Origin of the sequence: Amycolatopsis jejuensis (assembly GCF_000717335.1) — a bacterium.
GTDB classification, from domain to species: Bacteria; Actinomycetota; Actinomycetes; order Mycobacteriales; family Pseudonocardiaceae; genus Amycolatopsis; species Amycolatopsis jejuensis.
Window position 1 is genome coordinate 307,518 of the sequence record NZ_JNYZ01000010.1, and the last position, 18,260, is coordinate 325,777.

Here is an 18,260-nt window from a genome sequence, read left to right on the forward strand (position 1 = left end):
CTGGACCACCGCCGCAGTGTGATCGGGAAGCGTCACCGCCCCGTCACCGCCGGTCGCGGGCCCACTGCGCGAGCCGGACGCGCGATTTCAGGCCGAGTTTGCGGTAGACGTTGCGCAGGTGCGTTTCCACCGTCCGCTCGCTGAGGAACAAGGCGGTCGCAATGTCCGCATTGGACAGTCCTTGGCCGACCAGCTTCGCGATCTCGGTTTCCCTTCGGGTGAGCGGGCCCGAGCGCGGCGCCGGGATCGAATGTCCTTGTTTGGCAATCCGATGCGGCCAGGGAACACTCCCGGCGGCGGTGAACGCAGCCGTCGCAGCGGCGGCGACCACGTCCGCTTCGGACGGTTCCAGCAGCTCGGCAAGTTCCAGTTCAGCTTGGGCGGCAAGTAAAATCATGCCGAGGTCTCGCAAGGCGGTGGCGGCCGACCGCAGCCGCGCCACCGCTTCGTCCTGCTTTCCCTGCGCTGCATCGATGAATCCCTGCTGCCGATCCGCAAGCGCGTGCAGTACCGGCGAACTGCCGCCCCCGGCACGGAGAATTCCGGCGATCCGGTCGGCCTCGGTGAAATCGCTCAGCTGTACCGCGGCGTACCCGGCGAACGCGATCCGGAGGCAGTTGAGCTGGGTGTCCCCGAACGGCGGCGTGTCAGCAAGCGCCGGAGCTTCCGCCGCGACCCCGCGGCGCAAGGCCAGCGACGTGGCCGCCAGGTCGAGCGCGTCGACGAGGTCGATCTGCGAAGGGTCGTAATGCCGACGTGCGCCGGCCAGATCCTCGGCCGCCTCGGCGAGAGCGCCGCGCTCGGCGCGGATGAACGCCCGCCCGGCCAAAGTGCGTCCCACCAACCGATCCTGCCCGACCCGGCGGGCCTCCGCCACCGAACTGTCCATTTCGGACAACGCCGTACGCAAGTCCCCGGCGAAGTACCGGGTGGTGGCCAGCATCGTCTGCAGGTAACAGGTGGCCGACGGAAGCCATTGCCGGACCGGCGGTGTACTGCTGACGTCCGCGACCCGGATCGCGGTAGCGAGGTCACCGCTCAAAGTGGACAGTCCATTGAGCATCATCCGCGGAGCGAACGCGAGATGTGGCGCCTCGTCTCCACACCGTGCGGCGAGTTCCAGCGCGCTGCTCAGCTCGGCGGCGGCAGTCCCGACGTCGCCGGACAACGCGGCAAGCGAACCCGCCCCGAGGTGCGCCACCGAACGCGCGCTCGGAGTGTCGCTTGTGGACGGTAACGCCACGAGCTCTTGGGAAATCAAGGCCAGCTCGGGAAAATCGCCGTGCCGCAACGCGATGATCCAGTGAATCATCAGCCGCATCGGCGGATCGGTCTCCGGGCGGCGGCCGCTGGCCCGCGCGAGACCGACCGCCGCGGGCAGGTTTCCCCGTTCGACTTCGAGCACCGCTTGCAGATGCCGCCACGCCCGCCGTCCCTCGGCGTCCTGCCCGCGACGCTCGCTGAGCGCGACCGCGTCCCGCAACAACTCGGCGGCCTCGTCCAACCGGCCTCGCCCTTGCTGCAGCCGAGCCAGGTCGACGAGCAACGCAGGCACCGCATCGGGCCGCGTGTCACGCGCCCGGCGCAACGCAGCGGACAGGTACTCGGCGGCTTCGGTCAAATCCCCCACCGTGAGCGCACGATTCCCGGCGGCACTGAACACCTCGATCGCGCGGTCCACCGGAACGCTGTCACCCCCGGCCGCGTAATGCGGCGCGGCGGCCACCGTGCGATCGGCGTTGTGCAGCGCCGCGCCGATGGCCGCGTGCAGCGTCCGCCGTTCGGCGAGGAGGAGCTCGTAATAGACCGCCTCGGCGTAAAGCGGATGCGCCACTTGGTAATGCGGCTCGGCATCGGGCCGTCGCTCGGTGACCAGCCGCCTGCTGACGAGCCGCCGCAACGCCGCGTGCAGGGCCCCGAGATCCAGCCCCGACACGTCGGCCAGCACCTCCGAGCGCCCGTGCGTCCCCGCGACCGCGACCACTTCGAGCAGCCGCCGGTCGAGGTCGCCGAGGTGCGAAATCTGCTCCCGCACCACGTCCCGGATCACCTCGGGCAGCGGACCGGACATCCGGCGCGCGGCAAGATGCCTGGTCAGCGCAACCGCGAACAAGGCGACCCCGGACGCCCTCGAGGTGACCGCCCGCAGCAGCGCGACCGGCGGCGGCGTACCCATGACGTGCCGCACCAGATCCCGTACCGCACGGTCGCTGAGCGGGGCGAGGTCGAGCAGCCGCCCCGACGGATGCCGCCGGGTCGCCTCGGCCATCGCGTCGAGCGCGTCGTTGCCCACCCCCGACCGGAAACACGCGAGCACGAGCAACGGCAGATCGTCCGCGTTCCGGCCGAGGTAATGCAGGAGTTCGATCGTCCCCCGATCAGCGCAATGCAGATCGTCGAGCACGAGCAGTACCGGGTTGCGGTCCGCGAGCCGGCGCGTGACGGCGAGCACCGATTCGTACATCCGGGTGCGTTGCAGTCCGGGATCGCCGGTGTCCGTGGCCCGCAGGTCAGGGAACAAGGCCGCAAGGTTTCCGCTGTCCGGCCCGGAACGCAGCTGCCCGCGGAAAGCCTGGACGACCGGCGCGTAGGAAAGCCCCGACAGCAATGGGTCCGCCCGGCCCTCGATCACCGTGAATCCCTTGCCCCGCGCCACCCCGACGGCCTCGGCCGCCAGCCGCGACTTGCCGATCCCGGGCTGCCCGCACACCAGCACGGTGCCACCGCGCCCGGTGCCGGCGGCCGCAATCGCCTCGGTCAGCACGGCGAATTCGGCATTGCGCCCGACCAACGGCGCCTGCGTTTCGGTTTCCCGGCACGCGACGATGGACCCACCCTCTCCCCGGAATGAGTCCGCTCTGCCAGCCGGTGCCGCCTCCATGTGCCAGCCTCCCCGGAACAGCTCCCGACGAATCGTACCGCCGAACAGCGCAGCGACGAGTGAATTTCTCACCGCGCTGAATGGCTGCCAATGATCGCTGCGACATTCGGGTAGGTCGGTCCGGCGGCTGTTGCGGACCGTGGAGCAACAGCGCCAACCGATTGGCGTAACGGCCCGGAATCCGGCGGCGAGATCAAACCTGGTTCGGCTCGTCCTCCGCGCAGCTGATCAGCAACTGCGCCGTGTGCGCGATGTGGTCCCGAAGCAGTTCCGCCGCCAGCTCGCCATTGCGGGACAACGCCGCGTCGAGCAACGCCTTGTGCTCGCCGGGGAGATCACGGTCCGGTTCGTCGCCGAAGGTTACCGACCACCGCAGGTACAGCTCCGCCTCCTCGCGCAGGGTGCGGGCGGTGGTGAGCAGCCGCCGGTTACTGCAGCCGTCGAGCAGCGCCAGATGGAAGGCGGCATGGGCTTCGGACCAGGCGTCGCTGGGGCGGTCTGGAGCATCGGGGTCGGCGAGCGGCGTGCGTTCGAGCAGATGGTGCGCGGCCACCGCGCGCGCCTCCCACTGCACATCGCCCTCGAACACCGACAACCGCAGCACGAGAGATTCGATCTCCACGCGCGCCTTGGTCAGGTCGGCGAGATCCTCGTGCGACAGCGGCGTGACCGTGTACCCCAAGTGCGGCTTGGTCTTCACCAGCCCCTCGGCGGTCAGCCGGGTGAGCGCCTCCCGCGCCGCGCCGACGCTCGTGGAGTACCGCTCGGACAGCTCGGGGAACTTCAGCCGCTGACCCGGCGTCATCCGGCCGCCCAGGATGTCGGCGCGCAGATCCCGGTAGACGCCCTCGGCGCGCGTGTTGCCCGCTGGTTCCCGTGCCATGGACTCCATGGTAGTCAATACGAATCTAGGTGCAACTTTCGAAAGTTTATTGCGTCATCGAATCTCGGCGGGTACAACTGGGAGGCATCGAAGCCGGAAGCAAGGGAGCCCTCGCATGAAAGTCGCCAACGTGGACGGACGTCTCGCCCTGGTCACCGCGCCGGGCAAGGCCGTGGACGTCGCCGAGGCCAGCGACGGGCGGTTCGGCCCCGACGTGCAGCAGGCGTACTCGCGATGGGCCGAGCTGACCGAATTCGCCGCCACCATCGGCGCGGGCCACGCGCTCGAACGGCCGGTGCGCGACGAACAGCTCGGCAACCCGGTCCCGGCGCCGAGCCAGGTGTTCGCCATCGGGCTGAACTACGCCGACCACGCGGCCGAATCGCCGTTCCCGGTGCCCGAGGCCCCGCCGGTGTTCACGAAGTTCGCGACCAGCCTGTCCGGGCCGTACACCGACGTCACGATCCCGTCCGGCGGGAACGTCGACTGGGAGGTCGAGCTCGTCGCGGTGATCGGCAAGCGCGCCGAGCACGTCGGCGAGGACACGGCGTGGGACTACGTGGCCGGGCTGACGGTCGGACAGGACATTTCGGAGCGCCTGCTGCAGCTGGCCGGTCCGGCACCGCAGTTCAGCCTCGGCAAGTCGTACCCCGGTTTCGGCCCGCTCGGCCCGGTGGTGGTGACGCCCGGCGAGCTGCCGGACCGCGACGACGTCGAACTCGGCACCCTGATCAACGGCGAGCAGGTGCAGAAGGGCCGGACGTCCGCGATGGTGTTTTCGGTGCCGTCACTGATTTCCCGGCTGTCCGCGGTGACCCCGCTGCTACCCGGCGACGTCATTTTCACCGGTACCCCGGCCGGCGTCGGCATGGGCCGCACGCCGCAGCGTTTTCTCCAGGCGGGCGACGAGCTCGTCAGCTACGTCCACGGCATCGGCGAACTGCGGCAGCGGATGGTCGCCGCATAGCGGAAAGGGATGAGCCATGGCTCTGCACCGGTTGAACTCCCTGGTCGTCGGCGTCCCCGACGTCGCAGCCACCACCCGGTACTACCGCGATTTCGGGCTCGGCGAAGAAGCCGGCGGATGGTTCAGCACCCGGGACGGCGGACGGCAGCTCAAGATCGTGCACTCGCCGCAGCGCCGGTTGATGGAGCTGAGCATCGGCGCGGACGACCCTGACGACCTCGACCGCATCGGCCGTCAACTGTCCTCTTTGGACATCGCGGCGGAGATCACCGGCGACACGCTGATCACGCAGGAACCGGCCACCGGATTCCAGGTGATCGTGCGGGTTGCACCACGGCTGCACCAGGACCCGGAGCCGCCGACGCCGTACAACGGCCCCGGCCGGCTCGAGCGTCCGGACTCGCGCGCGCCCGGCGTGTTGCGCACGAGCCCGGTCCGCCCGCGCAAGCTCGGGCACGTCGTCGTCGGCTCCACCGACCACGAGCGCACCATCCGGTTCTTCACCGCGGGGCTGGGGTTCAAGACCAGCGACGCGATCAAGGGCCACGGTGCGTTCCTGCGGTGCTCCACCGACCACCACAACGTGCTCGTGCTCGCCGCGCCGGTCGGGTTCCTGCACCACACGTCGTGGCAGGTCGAGGACGTCGACGAGGTCGGCCGCGGCGCGACCACGATGCTGGAGGACCACCCGGAGCGGCACGTGTGGGGTCTCGGGCGGCACCACGCCGGGTCCAATTTCTTCTGGTATCTCAAGGATCCGGCGGGCAATTTCTCCGAGTACTACTCCGACATGGACAGCATTCTCGACGACCAGCTGTGGACACCGGAGACGCTCGAAGGCGCGCGCGGGCTGTTCAACTGGGGTCCGCCGCCCCCTCCGTCGTTCCTGCGTCCCGAGGACCTCGCCGCGCTGATGACCGGTGCGCACCAGGCGGGATCATGATCGACGTACTCGTCGTGGGTGCCGGCCCGGCCGGACTGACGGCGTCCGCCTTGCTCGCCGCGCAGGGCGTCGACGCCGTCACGATCACCAAGTACCCGGGCACCGCGCATTCGCCGCGGGCGCACATCACCAACCAGCGCACCATGGAGGTGTTCCGCGACCTCGGGATCGAAGACGCCGTCCGCGAGGTCGCGGTACCCAACGAGCTGATGGGCGACAACGTGTGGGCCACCGGTTTCGCCGGGCAGGAACTCGCCCGCCTGAAGACCTGGGGCAGCGGCACCGCGCGGCACGCCGACTACGCCGCAGCCAGCCCGAGCGCGATGTGCAACATCCCGCAGCACATCCTGGAACCGGTCCTCCTCGACGGCGCCCGCCGCCAAGGCGCCGACCTGCAGTTTTCCACCGAGCTGCGACAGATCTCGCAGACCCCGGACGCCGTGCACGCAGTGGTCGCCGACCGCGAGACCGGGGCCGAACGCGAGATCGTCGCCCGCTATGTAATCGGCGCGGACGGCGGCCGGAGCACGGTCGCTTCGCAACTCGGCTTCACCTTCGACGGCGAGTCCGGGCTCGGTTACGCCGCGAACGTGTGGCTGGAGGCCGACCTCACGCGGTACACGGCGCACCGGCCGGGCACGCTGTACTGGATGTGCCGCCCAGGCAACGACTTCTGGGTGGGCTCCGGCACGTTCATCTGCGTGAAACCGTGGACCGACTGGGTGATGCTCTTCATGTACAACCCCGCCGAAGGCACGCCCGACCTCTCCCCGGACGCCGTCCGCTCCCGCGCCGCGACCCTCATCGGCGACCCGGACGTGGACATCCGCATCAAGGCCGTCAGCGAATGGCAGATCAACCACCTGGTAGCACACGAATACCGCCGCGGCCGGGTCTTCCTGGCCGGAGACGCCGCCCACCGGCACCCACCGGCGAACGGGCTGGGTACGAACACCTCGGTACAGGATGCGTTCAACCTGGCGTGGAAACTCGCAGCCGTGGTACGCGGCCAGGCGGGGGAAGCTTTGCTGGACAGCTACCACTCGGAGCGTCAGCCAGTCGGCCAGCAGGTCGTCGACCGGGCAATGCGCAGCGTGCAAGACATGCTGCCCCTGTCGAACGCCTTCGGTTTCCGCCCAGGCCAAACGACTGCGGAGGGTTGGCGCGCGCTGACGGGGTTGTCCGAGGATTCCCCGGAAGGCCGAGCCCGCCGAACGGAACTCCGCGAGGCCGTCGAGTTGCAGAACTACCAGTTCAACGCCCATGGCGTGGAACTGGGCCAGCACTACACGTCCACCGCAGTAGTGCCCGACGGCACTCCCCGGCCGACCCCCACCCGCGACCCGGAGCTGTACTACGAAGCCACCAGCCACCCCGGCGCGCGCCTCCCTCACGCGTGGCTGGAACGCGCCGCCGTGCGAGTGTCCACTTTGGACCTTACCGGCCACGGGAGGTTCACGGTGCTGACCGGTATCGGCGGACAGGAGTGGCTGTCAGCGGCGGACAAGGTGGCTGCTGAGCTGGGCGTGGAGGTTGCTGGTCACCAAATCGGCCTGGGCTGCGAATACACCGACCCACTCGGCGAGTGGGCCGCGGTCAGGGAGATTTCCGACGGAGGCTGCCTGCTGATCCGCCCAGACCACCACGTGGCATGGCGAAGCCATACCCTCCCGACCGATGCGGTGGCCGCCTTGCGAACCGCTTTGCGGCGGGTACTGGACCGGTAAGGGGCGGGTGGAGTAGGGGCCACGGTCGGCTCGACACGGGTCGGCTCGGCGTGGATCGGCACAGCAAGGCCCGTCTCGGCGTGGGTCGCCGCAGCAAAGCCCGTCTCGACCCAGCCCGGCTCGTCCATCTCGGCACAGCTCAGCTCGTCTTCTCCCCAGCCCGGCACGTCTCAGCACAACACGCCGCACCACGGCCCGTCCCGGCTCGGCCCGGCTCGCCCAGTCCGGCCCGGCTCCTGGCACGGCACGGCCCGGCACGGCTCGCGCGGCCCGGCCCGGGGCTCCCGGCCCAGCACGGCTCGGCGCAGCCCGGCTCGGTGTGGGTCAGCCGGGGCGGGTCCGCGCCCGAGCCAGACGCCGCCCCGGCGAAGAGGCTGCGAGGCCAACAAGCCACTGGCGCCACCTGGCCCCGACCGAGCGCCGCCGACGAGGCACAGGCCCGACCCGCCGAGCGCATCCGCCGCGCCGCGCCGCGCCAGGCTGGGCCGCCGGGATCGCACCCGGCCGGTCTCGCCCCTGCCCGACTCACCCCAGCCCAGCTACCTTCGACGCAGTCCGCGGCTCAACCCGAACCCCAGCCGCCCCCAAACTTCAGCCAGCCCACCTCCACAAGTGCTACTCCACCAGCAGGTCCTCAATCGTGATCGGGATATGCCGCACGCGAATGCCCGTAGCATTGAAGACCGCGTTCGCGATCGCCGCCGCTACCCCCACCACGCCGATCTCGCCCAGGCCTCGGGCTCCGACGGCGTTGTGCAGGGTGTCCGGGTATTGCACGAACTGGACGTCCACCTCCGGGATGTCCGCGTTGACCGGCACCAGGTAACTCGCGAAGTCGGCGTTCGCGAAGCGGCCGTCCGGTTCGACCTCCAAGCCCTCGTGCAAGGCTGCCGACACGCCCCAGATCATGCCGCCCGACAGCTGGCTTCTGGCCTGCATCTCGTTGATGACCCGGCCGCCGTCGAAGACGCCCAGCAGGCGCGACACGCGGACCTCCCGGGTGAGGCGGTGTACCCGGACCTCGCAGAACTGTGCGCCGAACGAGCTGAACGAATGCTTCGTCAGCTCCTCGCCCGGTGCCGAGGAACCCTTGGCGGACAACGATTCCCGACCGACCGCACGCAGTAGCTCACCGAACGGCATCGTGCCGTGGTCGCCGTGGACGAGGCCGTCGGCGTACGTGACGACCTGGCTCTCGAACGGTGCACCCGGCTCGGCGGCCAGCGCGACCAGTTCGTCGAGCACTGCGGTTGCGGCCAGCATGATCGCGGTACCCGCGCTCGCCGTCGCGGTGGAACCGCCCGACATGCCACCCGGTGCGTACCGGGAATCGCCCAGCTGCGGCGTGATCCGGCCGGCCGGGATGTCGAGCGATTCGGCGCCGATCGTGGACAGCACGGTGAGCAGGCCGGTACCCGGATCGGACCCGCTGGTCGAGACCACCGCGGTCTCGTCCGCGTTGAGCGTGATCTCCACCGTCGCCGGGAAACGCAGCGCCGGGAACATCGCCGTGGCGGTGCCCACACCGACGAGCCAGTCGCCGTCCACGTGGCCGCGCGGCGACCGGTTCGCCCAGCCGAACCGTTGCGCGCCGATGCTGTAGCACTCGTCGAGGTGCTTGCTCGACCACTGCAGGTCGTTGCCCGGCGGCGCGACCGAACTGTTGCGCTGCCGCAGCTCGATCGGGTCGAGGTCGAGCGCGACAGCCAGCTCGTCGATGGCACTTTCCAGCGCGAACGACCCGGGTGCCTCGCCCGGCGCCCGCATGAACGTGCCCGCCGGGATGTTGAGCGGCACCATCTTCTGGCTGATCGCCAGGTTCTGCGTGGCGTACCACTCGCGCGACGTGCCGTGCGACGTCGGCTCCACGAACGACCGGCTGATCGACGTGGTGGACCACGAGTCGTGCCGCAATGCGATCAACGTGCCATTGCGATCCGCTCCCAGCGCGACCTTCTGCACCGTAGCCGGCCGGGTCGCCGTGGCGGTGAACACCTGCTCGCGGGTGAGCGCGCACTTCACCGGACGGTCGAGCGCCCTGGCGGCGGCCGCCGCGAGCAGCCCGGGCACCGAGGTGCCCGCCTTACCGCCGAACGCGCCACCCACGTAGGGATTCACCGCGTGCACCGCGGCCGGATCGACCCCCAGCACCGACGACATCTCCGCCGACTGGAGGTGACTGCCCTGGTTTCCGCTGTAGATAGTGAACTCGCCGCCATCCCACACCGCGACCGCGGAATGCGGCTCCATCGCGGCGTGGTTCTGCATTGCCGTGCGGTACGTGGCCTCGACAACCACCGGGCTCGCCGCGAGAGCGTCCTCAATGGACTCGACATCCGGCGCCAGCACCTCGATGGACGGCGGATTGCCGCGACTCTCGGGCGCGTCCTCGGCCGCCGCCAGACCGTCCTCGAACGACGTGAGCGCAGGCTTCACCTGGTACGACACCTCGATGAGACCGGCCGCGTCCCGCGCCTGTTCGAACGTCTCCGCGACCACCATCCCGATCGGCTGCCCGTAGAACTGGACGTCCCGATCCTGCAACGGCAACCACAGTTCACCCATCATCGGCGACGTGGTGGGCCGCAGCTCCAGCGGATCGAACGGCGTGTAGACACCGATGACCCCGGGAGCACTCTTGGCCGCCGTGACGTCCATGGCCTCGATCTCGCCGTGCGCGATCGTGCTGAGCACCACGTAGCCGTAGACCATGCCGGGGAAGTTGTTGTCCAGTGCGTATTTGGCCAGCCCGGTGACCTTCTGCGGGGCGTCCAGCCTGGCACTCATGCCCGGCTCCCTTCGGTGAGTTCGAGCAGCGCGCGGACGATGGTGCGCTTCAGCAGCGAAGGCTTGAACGCGTTGCCGGACAACGGACTTGCACCGGCCACCGCCGCGGAAGCCGCTTCCTCGAACGACTTCTCGGTGAGCGCCGCGCCACGCAACGCCTCCTCGACCGCCGGAAGCCGCCACGGCACCGTCGCAACGCCACCGGCAGCCACGCGCGCGTCGACGATCTTCCCGCCTTGGATGTCCAGCGCGACCGCCGCAGAACACAGCGCGAACTCGTACGACTGCCGGTCACGGATTTTGACGTACGTGGAGTTCTGCGCCCAATCCAGCTGCGGTACGCGCACCTCGGTGATCAGCTCGCCGGGGCGCAGGTCGTGCTCCACCTCGGGAGTATCGCCTGGCTCCCGGTAGAAATCGGCCAGCGCAACGGTGCGGCTGCCGGACGCACTGGCGAGCACCACCTCCGCGTCGAGCGCGACCAGCGCGACCGCGACGTCACTAGCGTGCGTGGCCACACACGAATCACTCGTGCCGAGAATCGCGTGCATCCGGTTGGCACCCGAGATCGCCGAACAGCCGCTGCCAGGAGACCGCCGGTTGCACGGCATCGCCACATCCCGGAAGTACGAGCATCGCGTGCGCTGCATCAGGTTTCCGCCGATGCTCGCCATGTTCCGCAGCTGCTGCGACGCGCTGAGCAGCAACGCGCGCGAAATCGCCGGGTACACGCCGGGGTGCGCGGCGATGTCCCCCATCCGCTCGAGAGCGCCGAACCGCATCCCGGCGGCCGTGTCGATCCCGCGCAATGGCAGATCATTGATGTCCAGCACCCGTTGCGGGGTAAGGACGTCCAGCTTCATCAGGTCGACGAGCGTGGTGCCCCCGGCCAGGTAGGTGCCACCGGCGCCGAGCGCCTCCTCGACGGTGGCGGGTGCGGTGAGCTCAAACGGTCGCATCGGCCTGCCTCGCCTGCTCCACGGCCGCGACGATGTTCGGGTACGCCGAACACCGGCACAGGTTGCCGGACATGAACTCCCGGACGTCCGCCACGTCGTCGCGCACCGCGGCGACCGCGGACATGACCTGCCCGGACGTGCAGAATCCGCACTGCAGCGCGTCCTGATCGACGAACGCCCGCTGCACCGGATGCAGTTCGTCCTCTGTGGACAGTCCTTCGACCGTGGTGACGGGACGGCGCACGGTGGCCGCGAGGGTGAGACACGAGAGGACCGGCTTGCCGTCGACGTGCACGGTGCAGGCACCGCACTGGCCGCGGTCGCAGCCCTTCTTCGGCCCGGTGATGCCGAGCCGCTCGCGCAGCGCATCGAGGAGGGTGACTCCCGGCTCCACGCTGAGCTGCTCGGTTCTGCCGTTGACTTCTAGGGAAATGTCCACTGGGTTCTCTCTCCGGCAGGCGATGGACGCCTGCGGCATGATTGTGGTGGTGGTGACGGCCCTCAGGAACACGAGCCGCCCGGGGATACCGGATATTCATCCGCTTGGCTCGCTTCTCCGAGGCTAGCGGATTAGAATCCGCTACGCAACGAACTGGAGTAGCTCCAGGGCGTTGCGGACACGCCAGCAGGACCCAGGAGGCACGATGCCGGTCAGCCCGCGGCGGGCGGACACCCGGCGCAACCACGAGCGGATCTTGGCCGTGGCAGCGGAAACGGTGAGCCGCTCCGGCGACGTTTCGTTCAACGCCGTCGCCAAGGAAGCAGGCGTCGGCGTCGGCACCGTGTACCGGCATTTCCCCACGCCGGAAGCGCTGATCCTCGCCGTCTACGAACGCGAGGTGCGCCATCTCATCGAGATCGTGCCGGACCTGCTCGACCACCATTCACCCGAACAGGCGTTACGTGTCTGGATCGTCGACCACCTGGCGCACTACATGATGACGAAACGAGGGCTGGCCAACGCCTTGCGCACCACGCGCAGCGAACTGCCGACACAGGCGTACTCGCGGATGCTCGCCGCGCTGGACATCCTGCGGAAGGCGAACGCGGAGGCGGGCACCATCCGGCCGGACCTCACCACGGAAACGCTGATGCGTGGGCTGGGCGGGCTGTTCTTCCTCAGCCCGGACGGCAACTGGAAGGCAGAGACGGAGGGGGTGGTCGACCTGGTGTGGCACGGAATGGGAATGCGGATCGAGCTGTGAACGTCACGCCCCGGTCGAGAGCACCTTCAGGTCCACGCCGGCCTGCTCGAACCGCCCGCGCGGATCGGCGACGAGCTTGCGCTTGTCCAGGTCCATCAGGCCGCAGGTGCACTTGATCTCCGCGGACAGCGTGCCGTCGAGCTTCGTGATGAGGTTGGTCGCCCAGAAGACCTTGCCGTCGCCGAAGGTCAGGTCGCACGACACGTCGACCTCGTCCCCGGCCCGCAGTTCACGGCGGTACACGATGTGCGACTCCAGCAGCACCACCGCGAGGCCGGAGGCGCGCAGGTCGGCGTCGCCGGACGCTTCGAACGCCTCCAGCCGCGCCACCTCGCCGTACGAGTGGTACACGGCGTGGTTGACGTGGCCGAGCACGTCGAGTTCGTACGTGCGCACCTTGAGGTGAGTGCGGAACGGTTCGCGGTCGGTCACGGGCCCAGGCTAGTTGTCGTAGAAGAGTTCTTCGACCACGGCGTGGGCGTGCCTCGTCACACGGCGGTAGGCGTCGAGGAACTCGCCCGGGTCGTCGTCCACGGAGTAGCCGAACACGCGCGCCACCGCGGCGAGGTCACGGCCCGAACCGGGTACCTCGTCGGCTGCCTTGCCGCGCACCAGCATCGTCGCGTTGCGCACGCGCGTGGCCAGCAACCACGCCTCGCGCAGCGACTCCACCGAGTCCTCCGGTGCGAGACCGGCTTCGGCGAGCGCGGTGAGGGCGTCGAGGGTCGACGTGGTGCGCAGGCCAGGCACTTCGTGCGCGTGCTGGAGCTGCAGGAGCTGCACGGTCCACTCGACGTCGGCGAGCCCGCCGCGGCCGAGCTTCGTGTGCCGCGTCGGGTCGGCGCCGCGCGGAAGGCGCTCGGTCTCCACGCGCGCCTTGATGCGCCGGATTTCGCGTGCGTCCGTGGGGTCGAGGCCGCCTTCGGGGTAGCGGAGCGGGTCGATCAGCTCGATGAACCGGCGGCCGAGCTCCTCGTCCCCGGCCACGAACCGCGCCCGCAGCAGCGCCTGTGACTCCCACACCTCGCCCCAGCGCTGGTAGTACGCGCGGTACGACTCCAGCGTGCGCACGAGCGGTCCGCTGCGGCCCTCCGGACGCAGGTCGGCGTCCACGACCAGGGCCGGGTCCGTGCTCGGCGCGCCAAGGATCTTCCGTACCGTCTCGGCGACCGACGACGCGAACCGCACCGCGTCGGCGTCCGGCACCCCGTCGGCCGGTTCGCAGACGAACAGCACGTCGGCGTCGGAACCGTAGCCGAGTTCCGCGCCGCCGAGCCGCCCCATCCCGATCACCGCGATGGTCGCCGGAGTGCGCCCCAGCTCGGCCTGCCGCTGCCGGTACGCGGCCGACAACGCGCCCTGCAACACCGCCACCCACACGCTCGAAAGCGCCGCGCAGACCGCCGGAACATCCAGCAAGCCCAGCAAATCCGCGCACGCAACCCGCAGCAGCTCATGCCGCCGCAACGACCGCGCAGCCGTCACCGCAGCGCTCAACCCGGGTTGCCGACGTACGGCCGCGCGCAGCGACGTCGCCACGTCAGCCGGGGTACGCCCGGTCAATCGGGCCGGATCGCCCAGCAGCTGCAGCACTTCCGGCGCGCGGACCAGCAGGTCCGGCACCAGATGCGACGTCCCGAGCAGGAACGCGAGCCGCTCCACGACCGTGCCCTCGTCGCGCAGCACCCGCAGGTACCACGGCGTTTCCTCAAGTGCTTCGGACACCTTGCGATACGAAAGCAAGCCGCCATCCGGGTCGGGCGTATCGGCGAGGAAGTCGAGGAGTACCGGAAGCAGCGCCTGCTGGATCGCCGCGCGCCGGGAAACTCCCGCGGTGAGTGCTTTGATGTGCTGCAACGCGCCTTCCGGCGCCGCGTACCCGAGCGCGGCGAGCCGGCTGGCGGCCTGTTTCGTGGTGAGCCGCAAGGCTTCTGTCGGCACGTTCGCGACCGACTGCAGCAGCGGCCGGTAGAACACCTTCTCGTGCAGCCGCCGGATCCCCTGCGCGTGGCGGCGGAACTCGGCGAGCAGCGCCTCGCCCTGGCTCCGGCCGCGGCCCGGCCGGATTCCGCAGGCGCGCGCGAGAACCCGCAGCTCAGTCGTGTCCGTGGCCTCGGGGAACAGGTGCGTCCGACGCAGCCGCCGCAGCTGCAGCCGGTGCTCGACGGTACGCAGGAACTCATACGACGAACTCATCTCGGCAGCGTCAGCGCGGCCGACGTACCCGCCTTCGCCGAGCGCCGCCAAAGCGTCCAAAGTGGACGGTGAGTGCAGCACCGGGTCCACCCGTCCGTGCACGAGCTGCAGCAGCTGCACGGCGAACTCGACGTCCCGCAGCCCGCCCCGGCCCAGCTTCAGCTCGCGTTCGAGGTGTTCCGACGCGACGTGGTCCTCCACCCGGCGGCGCATCTGCTGCACCTCGGTGACGAAGTTCTCGCGATCCGCGGCCGACCACACCATCGGCGCGACCATCTCCGCGTACTGCCTGCCCAGCTCGACATCACCGGCCACCGGCCGCGCCTTCAGCAGAGCCTGGAATTCCCAGGTCTTCGCCCATTTCCGGTAGTACGCGGTGTGGCCCTCGAGCGTGCGCACCAGCGCGCCGCTCTTGCCCTCGGGCCGCAACGCCGCGTCGACCTCGAAGCATGCGTTGCCGACCACCCGCATCATCGCGGCAGCCAGCCGGGTCGCGACGCCGAGGTCACCAGCGCCGACGAAGATGACGTCGACGTCGCTCACGTAGTTCAGTTCGCGACCACCGGTCTTGCCCATCGCGATCACCGCGAGCGCACCCTCGGCCGACGCGCCGACCTCCTGCTCAGCCACCTTCAGCCCGGCGGTCAACGCGGCTTCGGCAAGCTCGGTCAGCTCACTCGCGACCTCCCGGAACTGCGGATGCTCGAGCCCGGGCTCCACGAGATGCCCGAGATCCGCGGCGGCGACGCCGAGCAGCAGCCCGCGGTACCCGGCGCGTAACGCCTGTTCGGCTGCCGGTCCGGTCGCGTAGCCGTCGTCCTGCCGGACGCGCTCGATCAGCCGGTCGGCGAATTTCGCTGGCTCGGTGCAGCGGTTGTCGGCGAGGCAATGCCACTCGTCCGGGTGGGCGGCCAGGAAATCGGCCAACGCGGTGGACGTGCCGAGGACCCCGAGCAAGCGCCCGCGGAACGTACGGTTCTGGCGGAGGGTGCGGTCGAGCTCGGGCCAGCCGGATTCGTCGGCCTCGCGGATGCGGTCGAGTCCGGCAAGAGCCAGGTCGGGGTCGGCCGCGCGGGACAGCGCGGTGAGGACATCTGCGGCACCCTCGGTGGGTCCGTCGACGCTCCACCAGCCTGCTGCGCGCAGCTGAGTCTCGGCCCGGGGGTCGGTGAAGCCGTACCTGGCCGCCGAAGCTGTCGTGCGAGCGCGTTCTGCCATCGCTCACACCGTAGCCCGGGGCGAGCCGGTTCAGGCAGCCAGGCGGTCGGGTTCCGTACCGGCCGGCGAGGGCTCCGGAACCCGGAAGCTGTGCGCGGTGACGGGTTTGCGGCGTGACAGCAGGTAAATCCCGGCGGCGAAGAGGATGCCGAGCACCCCGACCGCGATCGTCCCGGCAGCGCCGAGGGAAGCGAGCTTGCCCGCGGCCGCGCCGACAACGCCTGCCGCAGGCAACGTGAACAGCCACGCGAGCACCATCCGCCCGGCCATCCGCCACCGCACCGGCGCCTCGCGACGGCCGACGCCGGACCCGACGATGCCACCGGAGCACACGTGCGTGGTGGAGAGCGGGAACCCGAGGTGGGAGGACAGCAGGATCACCGCGGCACTGCTGGTCTGCGCGGAAAAGCCCTGTGGACCTTCGATGTCGGTGAGGCCTTTGCCCAGGGTGTGGGTGATCCGCCAGCCACCGAGGTACGTGCCGAGCGCGAGCGCGGACGCGGCACTGATGATCACCCACACCGGTGGTCCGGCGCCGGCGGGCAGGTTGCCCGCGGCGACCAGGGTGAGGGTGATCACGCCCATGGTCTTCTGTGCGTCGTTGGTGCCGTGGGCGAGCGAGACGAGCGAGGCGGACACGATTTGCCCGATCCGGAACCCACGCCCGCCGCTTCGACGGACGAAGAACTTGTAGACGAGGTACGTGACCACGGCGGCAGCGACCCCGGCGATGACCGGCGAGGCGGCGGCCGGGACGAGCACTTTGTCCACGATTTTGCCGAAGTGCACGGAATCCGTGCCTGCCGAAACCCAGGTCGCGCCGATCAACCCGCCGAAGAGGGCGTGCGAGGAACTGGAGGGCAGGCCGACGTACCAGGTGAAGAGGTTCCAGACGATCGCGCCGATGAGCCCGCCGAACACGATGGCGGGCCCGATCCTGGTCTCGTCGACGAGGCCGCTGGAAATCGTTTTCGCAACCTCGACCGACAGGAACGCGCCCGCCAGGTTGAGGACCGCGGAGATGGCCACGGCGACGCGGGGCCGGAGTGCTCCGGTGGCGATCGACGTCGCCATCGCGTTTGCCGTGTCGTGGAAGCCGTTGGTGAAGTCGAATACGAGTGCCGTGCAGATCACGACAGCGACGAGCAGCGAGGGGTCCACCCCGACCTCCGAACCCTACGGAAACACCCCTCGCAAGGTACCTGACCGATCGGGTGACGTGTTAACGCGCCGTAAGTGATTCCGACGGCATCTGTTAAGCAAGTGGCAACCGGCGTTGACTCTCTGCCGCCGGCTCGAGCTCCCCGGCCGCCAACCGGACGAACCGCTGTGCAAAGGGACGCCACGTCTCGGCGATGTCCGCGTGCGCTGCGATCAGCGCCTCCGGCTCCAGCGCGCCCGGACGGGTGAGTTCTGCCATTTCGGGTTCGGCTTCCGCCCAGGCCCGCACGACGTCCGGAGTGGTCTCGATGTGGAACTGGACACCGTAGACACAACGGTTCATCCGGAACGCCTGATGCAGGTACCGCGGCGAGGACGCGAGCAGGTCGGCGTTGGGCGGCAGGAAGGTGATGACGTCGCGGTGGAACTGCAGAACGTCCGGGATGAACGGCATCTCGGCGAAGAGCGGATCGGACCAGGCGGCGTCCTTCTTCGACACAAGCCCCGGCCCGACCTCAGGCCCGTCCTCGCCTTCCGCGATCTGCCCCCCGGTCGCGACGGCGAGCAGCTGAGCGCCGAGACAGATCCCCAACGTGGGCAAGGCTTTCCCGGCTGCGGTGGCAAGGAGCTTGCGGACGTCGCGCAGCCACGGATGGGCCGTGTCGTCGAGCGCACCCATCCCGCCGCCGAGGCAGATGAGCCCGTGGTACCCGTCGAGACCGGACGGCAGCTCCTGCTCCGGCGGCAGCCGCACGTCAAGCTCGGCCCCGGCCTCGGCAAGCCACTCCCCCAACGGCCCGGCGGGGTCGGTGACGTCGGGTTGGATGATCAGTAGGCGGGTCACGGTCCCAGGGTACGACCGGGGTACGACGATCTTCGGGGCGGCTGCTGGGTTGCTTCCCTGGGCTGCTGCGGGTTGCCGCTTCCCTGGGGTTGCAGGGTTGCCGGGGGCGCCCCGCGGGCTGGGTGGTCAGGTGGCTGGGTTGCCGTTTCCTTGGGTAGCCGCGGGTGCCGATTCCCCTGGGTTGCCAGGGTGCTGGGGTTTGCCGGGGTCTTGGGTTGCCGGGTTGTGCGATTGTCGGGTGGAGGTTGCGGCAGGGTTGCTGGACCGGAGCGGGGCTCGGAAGAGCTGTTGCCGGGTGCTGGACCAAGGCCCGGGCCCGACCGCGGATGGCGGGCAGGCGAAAGGGGCCAGCCCCTGCTCGGACTGGCCCACTGTTCTGGCCGCAGACACAAAAAGGCTGGGCCCCGGGAGCACCCCCGTGTGTGGGGGTTCTCGACCGGGGCCCAGCCCTGATGTTGAGTTCGGCGGTGTCCTACTCTCCCACAACCC

At 69.7% G+C, this 18,260-nt stretch carries 13 protein-coding genes; 4 read left to right on the plus strand and 9 right to left on the minus strand.

The window, feature by feature from the left end; genetic code table 11:
• Nucleotides 1–43: 43 nt before the first annotated feature.
• Together OO71_RS15100 and OO71_RS15105 are read right to left on the minus strand one after the other, a co-directional pair.
• Nucleotides 44–2,881: a helix-turn-helix transcriptional regulator gene (locus tag OO71_RS15100; protein WP_033290358.1), complete on the minus strand. Its 2,838-nt coding sequence runs from the start codon at nt 2,879–2,881 to the stop codon at nt 44–46.
• Between the two features lie 193 nt (nt 2,882–3,074).
• Nucleotides 3,075–3,764 (minus strand): GntR family transcriptional regulator, encoded by a 690-nt coding sequence (locus tag OO71_RS15105; RefSeq protein ID WP_033290359.1) that lies wholly within the window; start codon nt 3,762–3,764, stop codon nt 3,075–3,077.
• 115 nt (nt 3,765–3,879) lie between these two features.
• On the opposite strand from OO71_RS15105, the gene OO71_RS15110 reads away from it, so the two are divergent.
• The 3 genes from OO71_RS15110 to OO71_RS15120 are packed head-to-tail and all read left to right on the plus strand — an operon-like array spanning nt 3,880 to nt 7,401.
• Entirely contained in the window at nt 3,880–4,731 is an 852-nt protein-coding gene (locus tag OO71_RS15110; protein WP_033290360.1) for a fumarylacetoacetate hydrolase family protein, read from the plus strand.
• Nucleotides 4,732–4,747: 16 nt separating this feature from the next.
• Complete coding sequence (locus OO71_RS15115; RefSeq protein WP_033290361.1) at nt 4,748–5,674, plus strand: VOC family protein; 927 nt, start codon at nt 4,748–4,750, stop codon at nt 5,672–5,674.
• Entirely contained in the window at nt 5,671–7,401 is a 1,731-nt protein-coding gene (locus OO71_RS15120; protein ID WP_033290362.1) for an FAD-dependent monooxygenase, read from the plus strand. The genes OO71_RS15115 and OO71_RS15120 overlap by 4 nt, the downstream gene beginning before the upstream one ends.
• A gap of 615 nt (nt 7,402–8,016) precedes the next feature.
• Here OO71_RS15120 and OO71_RS15125 read toward each other — a convergent pair.
• The 3 genes from OO71_RS15125 to OO71_RS15135 are packed head-to-tail and all read right to left on the minus strand — an operon-like array spanning nt 8,017 to nt 11,586.
• Nucleotides 8,017–10,188, minus strand: a complete 2,172-nt coding sequence (locus OO71_RS15125) for a xanthine dehydrogenase family protein molybdopterin-binding subunit (protein ID WP_033290363.1) — start codon at nt 10,186–10,188, stop codon at nt 8,017–8,019.
• Nucleotides 10,185–11,147 (minus strand): FAD binding domain-containing protein, encoded by a 963-nt coding sequence (locus OO71_RS15130; RefSeq protein ID WP_033290364.1) that lies wholly within the window; start codon nt 11,145–11,147, stop codon nt 10,185–10,187. The genes OO71_RS15125 and OO71_RS15130 overlap by 4 nt, the downstream gene beginning before the upstream one ends.
• Nucleotides 11,134–11,586 carry a (2Fe-2S)-binding protein gene (locus OO71_RS15135; RefSeq protein ID WP_033290365.1) on the minus strand — a complete coding sequence of 151 codons (453 nt, stop codon included), beginning with the start codon at nt 11,584–11,586 and terminating at the stop codon, nt 11,134–11,136. The genes OO71_RS15130 and OO71_RS15135 overlap by 14 nt, the downstream gene beginning before the upstream one ends.
• A 205-nt stretch (nt 11,587–11,791) precedes the next feature.
• Between OO71_RS15135 and OO71_RS15140 the strand changes: the two genes are divergently transcribed.
• Complete coding sequence (locus OO71_RS15140) at nt 11,792–12,352, plus strand: TetR/AcrR family transcriptional regulator (protein ID WP_033290366.1); 561 nt, start codon at nt 11,792–11,794, stop codon at nt 12,350–12,352.
• Between the two features lie 3 nt (nt 12,353–12,355).
• Here OO71_RS15140 and OO71_RS15145 read toward each other — a convergent pair whose 3' ends face one another.
• From OO71_RS15145 to OO71_RS15160, 4 genes are all read right to left on the minus strand, one after another.
• Complete coding sequence (locus tag OO71_RS15145; protein WP_033290367.1) at nt 12,356–12,784, minus strand: acyl-CoA thioesterase; 429 nt, start codon at nt 12,782–12,784, stop codon at nt 12,356–12,358.
• 9 nt (nt 12,785–12,793) lie between these two features.
• Nucleotides 12,794–15,766 carry a bifunctional [glutamine synthetase] adenylyltransferase/[glutamine synthetase]-adenylyl-L-tyrosine phosphorylase gene (locus OO71_RS15150; RefSeq protein WP_033290368.1) on the minus strand — a complete coding sequence of 991 codons (2,973 nt, stop codon included), beginning with the start codon at nt 15,764–15,766 and terminating at the stop codon, nt 12,794–12,796.
• A gap of 30 nt (nt 15,767–15,796) precedes the next feature.
• Nucleotides 15,797–16,927: an inorganic phosphate transporter gene (locus OO71_RS15155; protein ID WP_033290369.1), complete on the minus strand. Its 1,131-nt coding sequence runs from the start codon at nt 16,925–16,927 to the stop codon at nt 15,797–15,799.
• A gap of 94 nt (nt 16,928–17,021) precedes the next feature.
• Entirely contained in the window at nt 17,022–17,771 is a 750-nt protein-coding gene (locus OO71_RS15160) for a type 1 glutamine amidotransferase (RefSeq protein ID WP_033290370.1), read from the minus strand.
• Between the last annotated feature and the right edge of the window lie 489 nt (nt 17,772–18,260).

What these genes read in the sequence shown, in the direction of transcription:
- OO71_RS15100 (WP_033290358.1), bottom strand. Translation starts at nt 2,881, where the DNA reads ATGGAGGCGGCACCGGCTGGCAGAGCGGACTCATTCCGGGGAGAGGGT.
- OO71_RS15105 (WP_033290359.1), bottom strand. Translation starts at nt 3,764, where the DNA reads ATGGCACGGGAACCAGCGGGCAACACGCGCGCCGAGGGCGTCTACCGG.
- OO71_RS15110 (WP_033290360.1), top strand. Translation starts at nt 3,880, where the DNA reads ATGAAAGTCGCCAACGTGGACGGACGTCTCGCCCTGGTCACCGCGCCG.
- OO71_RS15115 (WP_033290361.1), top strand. Translation starts at nt 4,748, where the DNA reads ATGGCTCTGCACCGGTTGAACTCCCTGGTCGTCGGCGTCCCCGACGTC.
- OO71_RS15120 (WP_033290362.1), top strand. Translation starts at nt 5,671, where the DNA reads ATGATCGACGTACTCGTCGTGGGTGCCGGCCCGGCCGGACTGACGGCG.
- OO71_RS15125 (WP_033290363.1), bottom strand. Translation starts at nt 10,188, where the DNA reads ATGAGTGCCAGGCTGGACGCCCCGCAGAAGGTCACCGGGCTGGCCAAA.
- OO71_RS15130 (WP_033290364.1), bottom strand. Translation starts at nt 11,147, where the DNA reads ATGCGACCGTTTGAGCTCACCGCACCCGCCACCGTCGAGGAGGCGCTC.
- OO71_RS15140 (WP_033290366.1), top strand. Translation starts at nt 11,792, where the DNA reads ATGCCGGTCAGCCCGCGGCGGGCGGACACCCGGCGCAACCACGAGCGG.
- OO71_RS15150 (WP_033290368.1), bottom strand. Translation starts at nt 15,766, where the DNA reads ATGGCAGAACGCGCTCGCACGACAGCTTCGGCGGCCAGGTACGGCTTC.